The following is a 14634-nucleotide window of genomic DNA, read 5'->3' on the forward strand; positions in this document are numbered from 1 at the left end:
ATGACGCAGCGGCACAAATTCCGGAAATCGATGAATCGGGCGGTTGGCCCTGCGGTGGCGCTGATCGCGGTGCTGGCGATGATCGGCTATATCATCTTCGGCCCGACCGGGCTCTATGCCTGGGGCGACTACAGCCAGTCGGTCGAGAAGAAGCGCGTCATCCTGAGCGAACTGACGAAGAAGCAGATCGAGCTGCAGAACCGCGTCAACCTGCTCGACCGGCGCCGCGTCGATCCCGACCTTGCCGACGAATATGTGCGCGAGAAACTGGGCGTAATGCACCCCGACGAGATCGCGATTCCGCTGGAGCCCGGCGCGAAGCCCTGAGCGGCATCGCTGCCTTCGCTGCATACGAAAACAGCAACATTGCTATACCCAAGCGGGCGTTGCCAAACAGGGCTTCGCGCTCCTATAGGGGAGCCCTGCCGTAACGGCTAACCGTAAAGGAAACCCGCCTTGGCCAAAGCCCCAGCGCGCAAAACTGCTGCGCCGAAAAACACCGCCTCCACCCCGGCTCCCGCGACCAATCGCGAGTCCCCGCGCGATCCCGCTCCCTATGACGCGACGCCCGCGGAGCTCGAGAAATTCTATCGCGAGATGCTGCTGATCCGCCGCTTCGAGGAAAAGGCGGGCCAGCTCTACGGCCTCGGCCTGATCGGCGGCTTCTGTCACCTGTACATCGGGCAGGAAGCCGTTGCGGTCGGCCTGCAGTCGGCGCTCGACGGCGACAAGGACAGCGTCATCACCGGCTACCGCGACCATGGCCATATGCTCGCTTACGGCATCGATCCAAAGGTCATCATGGCCGAACTGACGGGCCGCGCTGCGGGCATTTCGCGCGGCAAGGGCGGTTCGATGCACATGTTCAGCGTCGAGCATAAATTCTACGGCGGCCACGGCATCGTCGGCGCGCAGGTGTCGCTCGGCACCGGCCTCGCCTTCGCGCACAAGTACCGCGGCGACGGCGGCATCGCGATGGCCTATTTCGGCGACGGCGCCGCGAACCAGGGCCAGGTGTACGAAAGCTTCAACATGGCCGAGCTGTGGAAGCTGCCGATCATCTTCGTGATCGAGAACAACCAGTACGCCATGGGCACGTCGGTCAACCGCTCGTCGGCCGAAGACCAGCTTTATCGCCGCGGCGAAAGCTTCCGCATTCCCGGTATGCAGGTCGACGGCATGGACGTGCTCGCGGTGCGCGGCGCGGCCGAGGCGGCGATAGAATGGGTCCGCGCGGGCAAGGGCCCGGTGCTGATGGAGCTCAAGACCTATCGCTATCGCGGCCACTCGATGTCCGACCCCGCGAAATATCGCAGCCGCGAGGAAGTGCAGGCAGTGCGCGACAAAAGCGACGCGATCGAACATCTCAAGAAGCTGATGGAAGAGGCCGGGATCGGCGAGGACAAGTTCAAGGCGATCGACAAGGAAATCCGCCAGATCGTCAGCGACGCGGCCGACTTCGCCGAAAGCGCGCCCGAACCCGAACTGCATGAACTTTATACCGACGTGCTGGTGGAGCAATATTGAGATGGCCATCGAACTGAAGATGCCGGCACTGTCGCCGACGATGGAAGAGGGCACGCTCGCCAAGTGGCTCGTCAAGGAAGGCGATACGGTCAAGTCGGGCGACATCCTCGCCGAGATCGAGACCGACAAGGCGACGATGGAATATGAAGCCATCGACGAAGGCACGATCGCGTCGATCCTGGTCGCCGAGGGCACCGACAATGTGAAGGTCGGCACCGTGATTGCGACGATCGCCGGCGAGGGCGAAGAGGCTGCCGCTCCGGCACCTGCGCCCGTTGCTGCCCCGGCGCCTGTCGAAACGCCTGCACCGGCCCCGGCGCCGGCCGCCGCGCCGGCACCCGCCGCACCGGCGCCGGTCGCCCGCGCGGCCGATCCGTCGGTCCCGGCGGGCACCGCGATGGTCAAGCTCACCGTCCGCGAGGCGCTGCGCGATGCGATGGCCGAGGAAATGCGCGCCGACGACCGCATCTTCGTGATGGGCGAGGAAGTCGCCGAATATCAGGGCGCGTACAAGGTGACGCAGGGGCTGCTCGACGAATTCGGCGCACGCCGCGTCATCGACACGCCGATCACCGAATATGGCTTCGCGGGGCTTGGTTCGGGCGCCGCAATGGGCGGTTTGAAGCCGATCATCGAGTTCATGACCTTCAACTTCGCGATGCAGGCGATCGACCACATCATCAACTCGGCGGCGAAGACCAACTATATGTCGGGCGGCCAGATGCGCTGCCCGATCGTGTTCCGCGGGCCCAACGGCGCCGCTTCGCGCGTTGCCGCACAGCACAGCCAGAATTATGCGCCCTGGTACGCGAGCGTCCCCGGCCTGATCGTGATCTCGCCTTACGACGCCGCCGATGCGAAGGGACTGCTCAAGGCCGCGATCCGCAGCGAGGATCCCGTCGTCTTCCTCGAGAACGAGCTGCTCTACGGCCGCAGCTTCGAGGTGCCAGACGTCGCCGACTATGTCCTGCCGATCGGCAAGGCGCGCATCATGCGCGAGGGTCGCGACGTGACGATCGTCAGCTATTCGATCGGCGTCGGATTGGCGCTCGAAGCCGCCGACGCGCTCGCGGGCGAGGGGATCGAGGCCGAGGTCATCGACTTGCGCACGCTGCGTCCGCTCGACACCGCGACGGTGCTCGAAAGCCTCAAAAAGACCAACCGCCTCGTCGTCGTCGAGGAAGGCTGGCCGGTCTGCTCGATCGCCAGCGAACTCGCGATGGTCGCGATGGAGCAGGGCTTCGACGATCTCGACGCGCCGGTCGTGCGCGTCTGCAACGAGGATGTGCCGCTCCCCTATGCGCACAATCTCGAAAAGGCGGCACTGGTCGACACCCCGCGCGTCATCGCGGCCGTGAAGGCGATCACCAATCGCGCCTGACGCACCGGAAGCGGTAGCCTATCCGGACATTCGTGATCCGCGGGTGATGGTGGCGGTGCCGCGCGAGCGGCGCCCTGCTATCGCTGGGCTGTGGGCGCTTGCCGAACGGCTGACCAAGCTGCTGCAGGATGCGCGCGAGCCGCTGATCGGGCAGATCAAGCTCGCCTGGTGGCGCGACATGATGGCAATGCTCGCGAGAGATCCCGCGGCGCTGCCGAAGGGCGAGCCGCTGCTCGCCGAGCTTCAGACGACATGGGCGGGGCATGGGGGGCTCGACACGCTTGTCGATGCCGCCGAGGCGATGCTGCTGGCCGAGGATGCGACGGCGCGCCGCGATGCTGCGGCGGCATTCGGCGACGCGCTGTTCACCCTGTCGGGCGGCGGCGGCGGCGCCCGCTGGGGCCTGGTCTGGGGCGCGATGCTGCAGGAGGGCGAGCAGGAAGGCCGCGATTTGTTTGCCGCCGCGCGTAACCGGCCCGCGCCGCCGCGCGTATCCTTCGGCGGGAACCGTGCTTCGGTGATGCTTGACCGCTGGGCTGCCGCCATCGCCAGACATGACGGCGAACGGCGCTGGCGAGGCGAAGGGTTGTTGCTGTTGCGGCTCGGGCTGATCGGCCGCTGACCGAATAAATGCGGTCGGGACTGGAAAAGCCGCTGCCGAACATCTATCTTGCGCGGTACAGAAATAGGGTCGCAGGGGACATAGGGATGTTCAACGGGCTGATCGCCTATCTGGATTCGATCAAGGCGCGCGATCCGGCGCCGCGGTCGCGCTGGGAAATCCTCCTTTATCCGGGGCTGCTCGCCGTGGGTATGCACCGCGTCGCGCACTGGCTGTTCGAGGCGGACCTGTTTTTCCTCGCGCGTTTCGTCAATCATTTCTCGCGCTGGATGACGGGTATCGACATCCACCCGGGTGCGAAGATCGGCCGCCATCTTTTTATCGATCATGGTTTCGGCGTCGTCATCGGCGAGACCGCCGAGATCGGCGACAATGTGTCGATCTATCAGGGCGTGACCCTCGGCGGCACCGATCCCGCCAACGGCATCGGCGGCAAGCGCCACCCGACCCTGGCCGATGACGTGATCGTCGGTTCGGGTGCGCAGGTGCTGGGCCCCATCACCGTCAACCCGCGCGCGCGCGTCGGCGCCAATGCGGTTGTTACCAAGGATGTGCCCGAAGGCGCGGTGATGGTCGGCATTCCGGCGCGCTCGACCCTGGTCGATGCAGCCGAATATGCGCGCGAATTCGTGCCCTATGGCACCCCGTGCAGCGAAACCTTCGATCCGGCGACGCAGAAGCTCGAAATCCTGCAATGCCAGCTCGAGCAGATGCAGAAACAGCTCGCGACCCTGCTCGAGGAGCGCGACGCGCTCGCCGCCGAACTCGACGCGCCGCGGCGCAAGGGGAGCCGGAAAAGCGCCTGATGGGGACTGTCACGCCCCTGCCGTTCGCTAACAACAGGGCGGCACCGCAGCAGACCGGCTTCGAGCGCACCGAGCTTTTACGCATTCTCGATCTCTATGGCCGGATGGTCGCGGCGGGGCATTGGCGCGACTATGCGATGGATTTCCACCGCGACGTCGCAATCTTCTCGGCCTTTCGCCGCACCGCCGAGCGTCCCGAATACCGGATAGAGAAACGCCCCGCCTTGCGGAGCCGGCAGGGCATGTGGGCCCTTGTCTCCGAAGCCGGGGCGATCCTGAAGCGCGGGGACGAGCTTTCGAACGTGCTCGCCCCCGTCGAACGCAAGCTTATGAAGCTGGTTGGGGGCTGATCGCGCGGATCGTTGCGGGCAGCTGGTTCGCCAGATGGTCGGGAAGCAGCCCGACGACCGCCGCCCGCGCATTCTGCCAGAAGGCCGAGAGCAGCAGCAGCGCCGATCCGATCACGAACGCGGTCAGCGCGACGTTGAGCTCGACCGCGCCGAAGGTGCGGAACAGCTGCGTCATCGCGAACAGCACATAGGCGAGCGCCGAGACGAGCAGCGCGCGGCGGTCGATCGCGAGCGCGATCAGGCCGAAGGCGATATAGATGCCGACCACCAGGATCGCGGCGCCGCTGCCGATATCGTCGCCCCGCGTGACGCCGAGCAGGTGGAAGATCGGGTGGACCATCATCGGCGCGGCGAGCAGGTGGAGCCAGAAGGCGACGTCGCTGCGGCGCGTCTGGCGCAGCCGGTCGCTCTTGTCCCACCACATGGCGAGCGCGAAGACGCCGATGCCCGCGATGAGGACGAGGATCATCGGCAGCGTGCCGTCGGGGCTGGGGACGCCGGTGATCGCGAGCACCAGCGCGACCGCGGTCGCGGCGAGCGCCGCGGTGCCAGCCGCAACGGTGATCGGCACCATGAAGCGCTTCCAGTGGAACCAGGTCGCCGCCGCAGTCACCGCGGCGATCGTGCCCGCCACCACGGCAAGCGTCGTTTCGCCGGGGTCACGGCCGAAGATATCCTCGCCATGCTTGACGAGGAAGCCGATCATCGTCGCGCAGACACCCGCCGAAAAGGCGAGGACGAGGACGATGCTGGGCAGCGCCATGCGGCGCACGCGGGTGAAATATTCGGCGAGGAACCAGGCCGATCCCGCAACGAACGCGCCGGCGAGGGCCGGGTGGATCGATTCGCCGATCCACGCCACCGCGACGAGCAGGATCACCGCGGCGATGCTGACGAAGATATCGTTGAACCCGGTGATCAGGCGGAACGATTCCTCGTCCGCTCCGGGGGCGGCTCGCACCGATGCGATATGCGACCGGAAAGCCGCGGCGGCCTCCGGCGTCAGTACCTTTGCATCGACCGCGGCTTGCAGGTCGGTTTCACTATACATCGGGGTCGTCCTTCTTAGACCGATCCCCTTGCCCCGCGCGCAGTCTATCGCACCTGTGTTACTGATGCAATACGATAAATCAGCTGAAGATATGCGATGCGCTGAGCCGCTCGCGCTGCGCCGCGGTGATCCGGTCGACCAGCCGATACGCCGCCGGGTAAAGCGCGAGGCTGACGAGCGCTGCGAAGGCGCCGATCTGCTGGCCCAACGTCAGTTGTTCGACCGAATCCGGGTTCATCGACAGCCGGAACGAGATGTTCGAGGCGATGTTCGAAATCAGCCAGGTGGTCCACCAAAGCGTGAGCAGCCCTTCGCCTTGGTCGAGCTGGTCGCCCTGGCCGCCGTGGCTGGCGTTCCAGATCTGCCGCATCGCGGCGAAGGGCTTGTAGAGATTCGCGAAGGGGATGAAATACCAGCCGACCGCCCAGCCCGCCGTATAGTCGAAGCCGGTCGTTCCTGCCGCGACGATGTTCGCGGCGGCGCGGTATATCCACATCGAGAAGAACACGATGGTGACGATCGTCAGCAGACCGTCGGCGAGCGCCACAGCGGCATAGATCGCGGCACCGCTGCTGAGTTCGGCGCCTTCCTCAAGCGAAATCAGGCCCTGCAGCTCGGCGACCTGACCGATCAGGACCGCCGCGATCGTCACGAAACCCGCAATCAGCAATATCTTGAGCAGCTTCGCCCGCTGTCCCAGCAGGTCGATACCCTCGGCAAGGCCCATCTCCGCCATAGTGTCCCCCTTTGCGGGGGACGCCGCCCCGGCGTCCCCGTGGAGGGCGATGCTATCAGGCTCCGGCCAGCGCCTGCAAGGCGCGCATCACGCCCATCGACTGCTCGGCGCCCGATTGCGGGACAATCTCGCCGTTGCGGTCGATGATCTTCTCCCACGCCGCCGCGACGCCCTCGGGCGTGCGCTCGCCTTCGGGCAGAGCGACGCCGGGGGTCATGGTGACATAGGCGGCGTGGAACGCCCCCGCGCCCGCGCCCACGATCATGTTCGTCGGGGCATCCTCGCTCACCAGATACAGCGCCGCCGGGACGACATTCTCGGGCGTGAACTTCTCGAACAGTTCGGGCGGGAAAATGTCTTCGGTCATGCGCGTGCCCGCGACCGGCGCGATCGTGTTGCAGCGGATATTGTACTTCGCGCCCTCGAGGTGGAGCGTCTTGGTCAGCCCGGCAAGGCCCAGCTTCGCCGCGCCGTAATTGGCCTGCCCGAAATTGCCGTAGAGGCCGGTCGAGGAGGCGGTCATCAGGATGCGGCCATAGGCCTGCTCGCGCATGATGTCCCACGCGGCCTTGGTGACATTGGCGCTGCCGAGCAGGTGGACCTTGACGACGAGGTCGAAGTCGGCGGGCTCCATCTTCGCGAAGCTCTTGTCGCGCAGGATGCCCGCGTTGTTGATGAGGACGTGGACGCCGCCCCATTCTTCCTTCGCGCGTGCCACCATCTCGACCATCTGCTCATATTCGGTGACGCTGCCGCCGTTCGACATCGCGGTGCCGCCCGCCGCACGGATTTCCTCGACCACGGCGAGCGCCGCATCCGAATGGCCGGTGCCGTCGCGCGCGCCGCCGAGGTCGTTGACGACCACCTTCGCCCCGCGCCGTGCGAGTTCGAGCGCATAGGCGCGGCCGAGCCCGCCGCCCGCGCCCGTCACAATGGCAACACGTCCGTCAAATTTGATCGTCATGATGGTCTCCCTGGGGGGCAGCGAAAGGTTGCCCGATAAAACCGGAATGTCCTTACCCGTTCGGGCCCGGCAGGCAAGGGGTCAGGAAAATGAGTCGATGCAACAAAAATGTCATCGAAATGACGTGCAACTGTCATTCTGGTGTCATAGCGGCGCAGCGAGATTGTCACCTTTCGCAACGGAGCAAATCCCCCATGCGTCACGTCCTTGCCGCCAGCCTGCTGGCGACCACGATGCTCAGCCTGCCGTCGACCGCCCATGCGCAGGCGATGTCGGCCGACGAAGCCGCCGCGCTGCGCGCCGAACTCGGTGCGCTGAAGGCAAAGGTACAGACTCTCGAGGCGCGGCTCGACGCGGCGACGACCCCGTCCGCGCCCGCTCCGGCCGCCGTGATTGCTGCTCCGGCGCCCGCCGCGCCGAGCGTCACGGCCAAGCCCGCGACCGAAATCGCGTGGAAGGGTGCCCCCGAGCTCAAGACCGCCGACGGCTGGAGCTTCAAGCCGCGCGGCCGCCTGCAGGTCGATGTCGCCAGCATCGACGCGCCCGCGGGCGTGACCGGCACGCACGGCGGCCTCGCCACCGAATTTCGACGCGCCTATCTCGGCATGGAAGGCAAGATTCCGGGCGGTTTCGGCTATCGGATCGAGGCCGATTTCGCCAATAGCGCGGTCGACCTGACCGACGTGTATCTGACCTATGCGACCGGCCCGCTGACCGTCACGGCCGGGCAGCAAAAGCCCTTCTGGTCGCTCGACGAGCTGACCAGCGACCTCTTCACCTCGATGCTCGAGCGCGCGGCCTTCACGCAGGCCTTCGGCTTCGAACGCCGCGTCGGGCTGTCGGCGCAATATAAGGGCAAGGCGCTGCTGCTGCAGGGCGGGGTGTTCGGCGACAATGCGAACGACCTGAACAGCGATTCGAACAACAGCGTCAGCCTCGACGCGCGGGCGATCTGGATGCCGAAGTTCGGCAACACCCAGCTCCATCTCGGCGGCTCCGGCCACTGGCGCAACATCAACGACGCGCCCGCCGTCCGCTATGCGTCGCGGCCCTTCGTCCACACGACGAACAGCCGCATCGTCGACACGGGCACGTTCAACGCGACCAGCGAACGCGGCCTCGGCGTCGAAGCCGCTGCCCTCGCGGGTCCGTTCCACGTCGCGGGCGAAGGCTTCTGGCAGACCGCGCGCCGTCCGGGCTTTGCCGATCCGACCTTCTTCGGCGGTTATGCCGAGGTCGGCTATGTGCTGACGCGCGGCGACGCGCGCATCTACAAGGACGGCGCCTTCGACCGCCTCGCCCCGTCGCGTCCGATCAACGCGGGCGGCCCCGGCGCGATCGAGGTCAATGCGCGCTACGATTATCTCGACCTCAACGATGCGGGGATCGTCGGTGGTCGCCAGCGCACGCTCGGCGTGTCGCTCGTCTGGGCCCCGATCTCCTACGTCCGCCTCACCGCGAACTACGGCCGCCTGATGTTCGACGACGCGGCGATCGGCACCCCGACCGGCGACCGCGACTATTCGGCCGACGCCTTCGGCCTCCGGACGCAGATCGACTTCTGACAAGGTCGAGTTTGGGGTGGTTACCAGACCGTCCCCTATTTCCGTTCGTGTCGAGCGAGTCGAGACACCCGGCAGCCTTGCGCCTAGCCCTAGGGGCATCTCGACTTCGCTCGATGCGAACGGATTAGGTTGGGCGTCACGTCCATTTCCGGTCGGTAGCCGTCATTCGATCCAGATCGTCGGCGAACCGCCGAAATGGGGTGGATTCCAGACATTCGTCACCCCGGACTTGATCCGGGGTCCACGACTTCAACGCCGCGATGGATCCCGGATCAAGTCCGGGATGACGAAGAGGGGATGTCTAAATTGGGGTGGGGAGCGGACGTCAGCGGACATTCGCTAATGTTTGTGGCTCGTTTGGCGCCCACTTGTAGAGCGCAACGATTATCCGCCAACCGGCCAAAGCTAAGATGGCCACGCCCACTGGAACCAGCAACTGCAACAACACGTTCGGCGAAAACGACGTGATGACTACCTCAAAAAGGACCACCCATGCCAAGGCTCCGAGCAGCATGGCAATTATGAACGCAACGGCGAAACGGCGAATCCATATCCTCATTCGCGAACTATGAGCTTCAATCCGCATGCCCGCAATCGGTCGTTAGCCGCCGTCCCCCGTATCCGTTCGCTTTGAGCCAAGTCGAGACACCCATCGACTTCACGCCACGACGAGGTGCATCCCGACTTCGCTCGATGCGAACGGAGTTAGTTAGGGCCGATTCCGGCCGAAAACCTCAGATGCTCTTCCCCGCATCCAGCGCATAACCCGCCGAGCGCACGGTGCGGATGATATCCGCCGTGCCCGGCAGGTTGATCGCCTTGCGCAGGCGGCGGATATGGACGTCCACGGTGCGCAGTTCGATGTCGCTGTCCTGGCCCCACACGCTGTCGAGCAATTGCCCGCGCGAAAAGACGCGCCCCGGATGCTCCATGAAATGGCGCAGCAGGCGAAACTCGGTCGGGCCCATCGCGACGATCTGGCCGCCCCGTACCACCTTGTGCGCGACCGAATCGAGCTCGATATCGGCATAGGCGAGCAGCTCGCCCGCCAGCGCCGGGCGCAGGCGGCGGAGGACTGCCGAGACGCGCGCCACCAGCTCGCGCGGGCTGAACGGCTTGGTCACATAATCGTCGGCGCCGGTTTCGAGGCCGCGGATGCGATCCTCTTCCTCGCCGCGCGCGGTGAGCATGATGATCGGGACATTCGCCGACTTGGGGTTGCGGCGCAGGCGCCGGCAGACCTCGATCCCCGGCAGGCTCTCGATCATCCAGTCGAGCAGGACGATGTCGGGGACGCGTTCCTCGACGAGGACGAGCGCCTGCTCGCCGTCGGGAGTCTGGCGGACCGAAAAGCCCTCGCGCGCGAAGTGCCAGACGATGAGTTCGGCGATCGCCTCGTCGTCCTCGATCAGCAGCAGGTCGGGCTGCGGCATCAGCCCTTCTCCTGCCCCGAAGAGGCGGCGCTTTCGGGCGTCTCGCCGCGTTCGCGTTCCTCCATCCGTTCGCCGGTCACGACATAATAGACCATTTCGGCGATGTTCGTCGCATGGTCGCCCATGCGCTCGAGATTCTTGGCGACGAACAGCAAATGCGCGCTCTCGGTGATGTGCTTCGGATTTTCCATCATGAAGGTGACGAGCGTGCGGAAGATGCTGTTGTAGAAATCGTCGACATTCTTGTCGCGAACCGTCACGCGCACGGCGAGTTCGGCGTCGCGCGCCGCGAAGCTGTCGAGCGCGTCGTGGATGAGTTCGGCGACGTTCGACGACATCGACATCAGCAGCGGGATCGACTCGATCGACCGCGTCTGGTCCATCAGCGCGACCCGCTTCGCGATATTCTTCGCATAATCGCCGATCCGCTCGACGACCGAGACGATCTTCAGCGCCGCGATCATCTCGCGCAGATCGTCGGCCATCGGTGCGCGCAGCGCGATCGTCTGCGTCGTGAGCTGCTCGATCTCGGCTTCGAGCGCGTCGATCTTCTTGTCGTCGCGCACGACCTGCGCCGCGAGTTCGAGGTCGCCATTGTTCAGCGCGCTCATCGCCTGCAGCAACGCCTGTTCGGCGCGCCCGCCCATTTCGCTGATCAGGCCGCGGAGGCGGTTCAGATCCTCGTCGAACGCCTTGACGGTATGATCGTTGGTAACTGCCATTGCTTCGTCCTTGTTCGGCCGGGGTTTAGCCGTAGCGGCCGGTGATATAGTCCTTGGTGCGTTCTTGCTTCGGGTTGGTGAAGATGTCGGTGGTCCTGCCGTACTCGACCAACGTCCCGAGGTGGAAAAAGGCGGTGCGCTGCGACACGCGAGCCGCCTGCTGCATGTTGTGGGTGACGATCACGATCGCATATTTGCCGCGCAGTTCGTGGATCAGCTCCTCGATCTTCGCGGTCGCGATCGGGTCGAGCGCCGAGCAGGGCTCGTCCATCAGGATGACTTCGGGATCGACCGCGATCGCGCGCGCGATGCACAGGCGCTGCTGCTGGCCGCCCGACAGCGCGGTGCCGCTCTCGCCCAGCCGGTCCTTGACCTCGTCCCACAGGCCGGCGCGCACCAGCGCGCGCTCGACGATGACGTCGAGGTCTGCCTTCGACGGCGCCAGGCCGTGGATGCGCGGGCCGTAACCGACATTGTCATAGATCGACTTGGGGAAGGGGTTCGGTTTCTGGAACACCATGCCGACGCGCGCGCGCAGCTGCACGACGTCCATCGACGGCGCATAGATGTCCTCGCCGTCGAGCAGGATCGTGCCGGTGACGCGCGCGCTGGCGACCGTGTCGTTCATGCGGTTGAGCGAACGCAGGAAGGTCGACTTGCCGCAGCCCGACGGGCCGATGAAGGCGGTGACCAGGTCGGTCCCGACGTCGATCGACACGTCGTTGATCGCCTGCTTTTGCCCATAGAAGACGTCGACGCCCTTGGCGGTCATCTTGGGGTCGGCGATGGTCAAATCATCTTGGGTCATGGTCACCAGCGTTTTTCGAACTTGTTGCGAAGATAGATCGCCAGCGCGTTCATCGACAGCAGCACGATGAGCAGCACGATGATCGCGGCGGAGGTCTTCTCGACGAAGCCCCGGTCGACTTCGTCCGACCAGAGGAAGATCTGCATCGGCAGCACCGTCGAGGGCGAGCAGATGCCGCCCGGCACGTCGCCGATAAAGGCGCGCATCCCCACGAGGAGCAGCGGCGCGGTCTCGCCCAGCGCGCGCGCCATGCCGATGATCGTGCCGGTCAGGATTCCGGGCAGCGCGAGCGGCAGCACATGATGGAACACCACCTGCACCGGGCTCGCCCCGACGCCGAGCGCGGCGTCGCGGATCGAGGGCGGCACCGCCTTGATCGCGTTGCGGCTGGCGATGACGATCACCGGCATCGTCATCAGCGCCAGCGTCAGCCCGCCGACGAGCGGGCTCGCCTGGCAAATGCCGAACCAGTTGATGAACACCGCGAGCGCGAGCAGGCCGAAGATGATCGACGGCACCGCGGCGAGGTTGTTGATCGACACTTCGATGAGGTCGGTCCAGCGGTTCTTCGGCGCATATTCCTCAAGATAGAGCGCCGCGAGTACGCCGGTCGGGAAGGCGATCAGGAAGGCGATGAAGATCGTCAGCACCGACCCCTTGAGCGCGCCCCAGATGCCCGCAACCGCGGGATCGGTCGCGTCGGCGTTCTTGAAGAAGGGCCAGTGAATGCCGGTCGACAGCTTGCCGTCGCGCTGCAGCGCGTCGACCTTCGCCCCCAGCGCGCCTTTCGCGCCTTCCTTGGCGGCGATGTCGACTTCGGACGAGGCGGGGAGATGGAAGACCGTCTTGCCCTGCAGGATCGCGGGGTCGGCCTTGATTTGCTTGCGCACTTCCTTCCACGCATTTTCGCTGATCATCTTCGCGCCGTCGGCGCCCAGCGCCTCGTCGGCGGCGAAGGCGACAATGTCGGCGAGCCCGGCATTCGCGATCGCCTGATCGGCATCGGCATCGCCGAGCCGCGACGCATCGACCGTCAGCGGCATCGCCTTGAAGTCGATCGGCACCTCGACGTTCGTATAGGTGAAGCCGCGCAGGCCGTTGCCGACCATCACGAACAGCAGGAAGGCGAGGAAAAAGCCCGACAGCAGCACCGCGCCCAGCCCGAACAGCTTGAAGCGGCGCTCGGCGGCATAGCGGCCCGCGATGCGCTTTTGCATCGCGGCGCCTTTCCAGTCGGTCGGGGCGGTGTCCCTATTCATAAGCTTCGCGATACTTTTTGACGATGCGCAGCGCGACGATGTTGAGCAGCAAGGTCACGATGAACAGCACGAGGCCGAGCGCGAAGGCGGCGAGCGTCTTGGCGCTGTCGAATTCCTGGTCGCCGGTCAGCAGCTTGACGATCTGCGCGGTCACCGTGGTGACGCTGGCGAAGGGATTGGCGGTGAGGTTGGCGGAGAGGCCCGCGGCCATCACGACGATCATCGTCTCGCCGATCGCGCGGCTGACCGCGAGCAATATGCCGCCCATCACTCCCGGCAGCGCGGCGGGGATCAGCACCTGGCGGATCGTCTCGTTCGGCGTCGCGCCCAACGCCAGCGATCCGTCGCGCATCGCCTGCGGTACCGCGTTGATGCTGTCGTCGGCCATCGACGAGACGAAGGGGATGATCATCACGCCCATCACAATACCCGCAGCCAGCGCGCTTTCGGTCGAGGCGTTCGGAATGCCGAGCATCACCGCGAACTCGCGCAAGGCAGGCGCCACGGTCAGCGCGGCGAAATAGCCATACACCACCGTCGGCACCCCCGCGAGGATCTCGAGCAGCGGCTTCACCCAGCGGCGCACGCGCGGCGCGGCATATTGCGTCAGATACACCGCGGTCATCATCCCGATGGGAATCGCGACGATCATCGCGATGATCGCGCCGATCAGCACCGTACCCCAGAACAGCGGGATGCCGCCGAAGGTGTCGGGCTGCGGCGCGCCGCTGGTCGGCGCCCATTCGGTCCCGAACAGCAATTCGGCGGGCGAGACGAGGCGGAAGAAGCGGATCGATTCGAACAGCAAGGACAGCACGATGCCGAAGGTCGTCAGGATCGCCACCAGCGACGCGAGCAGCAGCACCGCCATGACGATCTTCTCGACCCGCGTCCGCGCGCGGAAATCGGGCCGGATCCGCGTGAAGGCGTAAAGCCCGCCCGCCAGCGCCAGCGCCAGCATCGCGGCGATGCCGATCCACGCATAGAAATGCGTCGCGTCGGCATAGGGCTGGACCAGCGGCGCCGCGGCGGGAATCCGCACCGCGGCCTGCGCCCCCTGCGCGACATTGCGCGCATCGCTCAGGATCGCCCCGCGCTCGAAGCCGAAGGCGGGCAGGCCCTGCGCCGCCTCGCTCGCGAGCACGCTGTTGGTGATCAGGCCGGGCGACACCGCCGACCAGACGGCAAGGAAGATCGCGGCGGGGGCGAACAGCCACAGCGCGACGTACCAGCCGTGATATTGCGGGCGCGAATGCAGCTTGGCGTGCGCGCGGCCCGCCAGCATCAGCGAGCGCGCCCGGCCGGCAAGCCAGCCGATCAGGGCAAGCCCCGCGATCAGCAGCAGTAAGGCGGCGGCGTTGAAAGTCACTGTGTCCCCGTTATCCTGTCCGGATCCCCCCGTCACCCCAA

At 65.8% G+C, this 14634-nt stretch carries 16 protein-coding genes; 7 read left to right on the plus strand and 9 right to left on the minus strand.

All coding sequences use genetic code 11. The features are described 5' to 3' along the window. Nucleotides 1-30 precede the first annotated feature (30 nt). The 6 genes from QOL79_RS07525 (at nucleotide 31) to QOL79_RS07550 (ending at nucleotide 4686) form a co-directional block, all read left to right on the plus strand. The gene (locus tag QOL79_RS07525; RefSeq protein ID WP_283419171.1) at nucleotides 31-327 is read left to right on the plus strand and encodes an FtsB family cell division protein; all 297 of its coding nucleotides are present in this window, start codon (nucleotides 31-33) and stop codon (nucleotides 325-327) included. A 129-nt stretch (nucleotides 328-456) separates the two neighbouring features. Next, nucleotides 457-1527, plus strand: coding sequence for a pyruvate dehydrogenase (acetyl-transferring) E1 component subunit alpha (pdhA, locus tag QOL79_RS07530; RefSeq protein WP_058456090.1), 1071 nt, complete (start codon nucleotides 457-459; stop codon nucleotides 1525-1527). 1 nt (nucleotide 1528) lies between these two features. Then, on the plus strand, nucleotides 1529-2908 hold the full coding sequence (locus tag QOL79_RS07535) for a pyruvate dehydrogenase complex E1 component subunit beta (RefSeq protein ID WP_283419172.1): 1380 nt from the start codon (nucleotides 1529-1531) through the stop codon (nucleotides 2906-2908). A 46-nt stretch (nucleotides 2909-2954) separates the two neighbouring features. Then, on the plus strand, nucleotides 2955-3530 hold the full coding sequence (locus QOL79_RS07540; RefSeq protein ID WP_231729136.1) for a hypothetical protein: 576 nt from the start codon (nucleotides 2955-2957) through the stop codon (nucleotides 3528-3530). Nucleotides 3531-3616: 86 nt separating this feature from the next. Next, nucleotides 3617-4336 (plus strand): serine O-acetyltransferase, encoded by a 720-nt coding sequence (gene cysE / locus QOL79_RS07545; RefSeq protein WP_204994346.1) that lies wholly within the window; start codon nucleotides 3617-3619, stop codon nucleotides 4334-4336. After that, nucleotides 4336-4686: a DUF2794 domain-containing protein gene (locus tag QOL79_RS07550; protein ID WP_282949562.1), complete on the plus strand. Its 351-nt coding sequence runs from the start codon at nucleotides 4336-4338 to the stop codon at nucleotides 4684-4686. The genes cysE and QOL79_RS07550 overlap by 1 nt, the downstream gene beginning before the upstream one ends. Here the strand turns inward: QOL79_RS07550 and QOL79_RS07555 are convergent. The 3 genes from QOL79_RS07555 to QOL79_RS07565 form a co-directional block, all read right to left on the minus strand. Further along, the gene (locus QOL79_RS07555; RefSeq protein WP_058456095.1) at nucleotides 4664-5737 is read right to left on the minus strand and encodes a hypothetical protein; all 1074 of its coding nucleotides are present in this window, start codon (nucleotides 5735-5737) and stop codon (nucleotides 4664-4666) included. The genes QOL79_RS07550 and QOL79_RS07555 overlap by 23 nt on opposite strands. A gap of 79 nt (nucleotides 5738-5816) precedes the next feature. Then, complete coding sequence (locus QOL79_RS07560; RefSeq protein ID WP_283419173.1) at nucleotides 5817-6473, minus strand: DUF4328 domain-containing protein; 657 nt, start codon at nucleotides 6471-6473, stop codon at nucleotides 5817-5819. 55 nt (nucleotides 6474-6528) lie between these two features. Next, entirely contained in the window at nucleotides 6529-7437 is a 909-nt protein-coding gene (locus QOL79_RS07565) for an SDR family oxidoreductase (RefSeq protein WP_058456097.1), read from the minus strand. Between the two features lie 194 nt (nucleotides 7438-7631). Here QOL79_RS07565 and QOL79_RS07570 point away from each other — a divergent pair, with 194 nt between their 5' ends. Continuing rightward, a complete protein-coding gene (locus QOL79_RS07570) occupies nucleotides 7632-9002 on the plus strand; it encodes an OprO/OprP family phosphate-selective porin (RefSeq protein WP_283419174.1) in 1371 nt (456 codons plus the stop codon). Between the two features lie 325 nt (nucleotides 9003-9327). On the opposite strand, the gene QOL79_RS07575 is transcribed toward QOL79_RS07570, so the two are convergent. The 6 genes from QOL79_RS07575 to pstC form a co-directional block, all read right to left on the minus strand. Beyond that, a complete protein-coding gene (locus QOL79_RS07575) occupies nucleotides 9328-9561 on the minus strand; it encodes a hypothetical protein (RefSeq protein WP_283419175.1) in 234 nt (77 codons plus the stop codon). Nucleotides 9562-9736: 175 nt separating this feature from the next. Then, nucleotides 9737-10435, minus strand: a complete 699-nt coding sequence (gene phoB / locus QOL79_RS07580; RefSeq protein WP_058456099.1) for a phosphate regulon transcriptional regulator PhoB — start codon at nucleotides 10433-10435, stop codon at nucleotides 9737-9739. Beyond that, complete coding sequence (gene phoU, locus QOL79_RS07585; protein ID WP_283419176.1) at nucleotides 10435-11157, minus strand: phosphate signaling complex protein PhoU; 723 nt, start codon at nucleotides 11155-11157, stop codon at nucleotides 10435-10437. Before phoU ends, phoB begins: the two co-directional genes overlap by 1 nt. Nucleotides 11158-11182: 25 nt before the next feature. Next, complete coding sequence (pstB, locus tag QOL79_RS07590; RefSeq protein WP_058456101.1) at nucleotides 11183-11965, minus strand: phosphate ABC transporter ATP-binding protein PstB; 783 nt, start codon at nucleotides 11963-11965, stop codon at nucleotides 11183-11185. Between the two features lie 2 nt (nucleotides 11966-11967). Further along, complete coding sequence (pstA, locus tag QOL79_RS07595; RefSeq protein ID WP_282949566.1) at nucleotides 11968-13224, minus strand: phosphate ABC transporter permease PstA; 1257 nt, start codon at nucleotides 13222-13224, stop codon at nucleotides 11968-11970. Next, a complete protein-coding gene (pstC, locus tag QOL79_RS07600; protein WP_283419177.1) occupies nucleotides 13217-14593 on the minus strand; it encodes a phosphate ABC transporter permease subunit PstC in 1377 nt (458 codons plus the stop codon). Before pstC ends, pstA begins: the two co-directional genes overlap by 8 nt. Nucleotides 14594-14634 lie beyond the last annotated feature (41 nt).

The organism is Sphingopyxis sp. Geo48, assembly GCF_949769155.1.
GTDB lineage: Bacteria > Pseudomonadota > Alphaproteobacteria > Sphingomonadales > Sphingomonadaceae > Sphingopyxis.

Bases quoted from the DNA above. Each gene is read 5' to 3' on its own strand.
- QOL79_RS07525 (WP_283419171.1), top strand. From the start codon at position 31: ATGAATCGGGCGGTTGGCCCTGCGGTGGCGCTGATCGCGGTGCTGGCG.
- QOL79_RS07535 (WP_283419172.1), top strand. From the start codon at position 1,529: ATGGCCATCGAACTGAAGATGCCGGCACTGTCGCCGACGATGGAAGAG.
- QOL79_RS07540 (WP_231729136.1), top strand. From the start codon at position 2,955: ATGGTGGCGGTGCCGCGCGAGCGGCGCCCTGCTATCGCTGGGCTGTGG.
- cysE (WP_204994346.1), top strand. From the start codon at position 3,617: ATGTTCAACGGGCTGATCGCCTATCTGGATTCGATCAAGGCGCGCGAT.
- QOL79_RS07550 (WP_282949562.1), top strand. From the start codon at position 4,336: ATGGGGACTGTCACGCCCCTGCCGTTCGCTAACAACAGGGCGGCACCG.
- QOL79_RS07555 (WP_058456095.1), bottom strand. From the start codon at position 5,737: ATGTATAGTGAAACCGACCTGCAAGCCGCGGTCGATGCAAAGGTACTG.
- QOL79_RS07560 (WP_283419173.1), bottom strand. From the start codon at position 6,473: ATGGCGGAGATGGGCCTTGCCGAGGGTATCGACCTGCTGGGACAGCGG.
- QOL79_RS07565 (WP_058456097.1), bottom strand. From the start codon at position 7,437: ATGACGATCAAATTTGACGGACGTGTTGCCATTGTGACGGGCGCGGGC.
- QOL79_RS07570 (WP_283419174.1), top strand. From the start codon at position 7,632: ATGCGTCACGTCCTTGCCGCCAGCCTGCTGGCGACCACGATGCTCAGC.
- QOL79_RS07575 (WP_283419175.1), bottom strand. From the start codon at position 9,561: ATGAGGATATGGATTCGCCGTTTCGCCGTTGCGTTCATAATTGCCATG.
- phoB (WP_058456099.1), bottom strand. From the start codon at position 10,435: ATGCCGCAGCCCGACCTGCTGCTGATCGAGGACGACGAGGCGATCGCC.
- phoU (WP_283419176.1), bottom strand. From the start codon at position 11,157: ATGGCAGTTACCAACGATCATACCGTCAAGGCGTTCGACGAGGATCTG.
- pstB (WP_058456101.1), bottom strand. From the start codon at position 11,965: ATGACCCAAGATGATTTGACCATCGCCGACCCCAAGATGACCGCCAAG.
- pstA (WP_282949566.1), bottom strand. From the start codon at position 13,224: ATGAATAGGGACACCGCCCCGACCGACTGGAAAGGCGCCGCGATGCAA.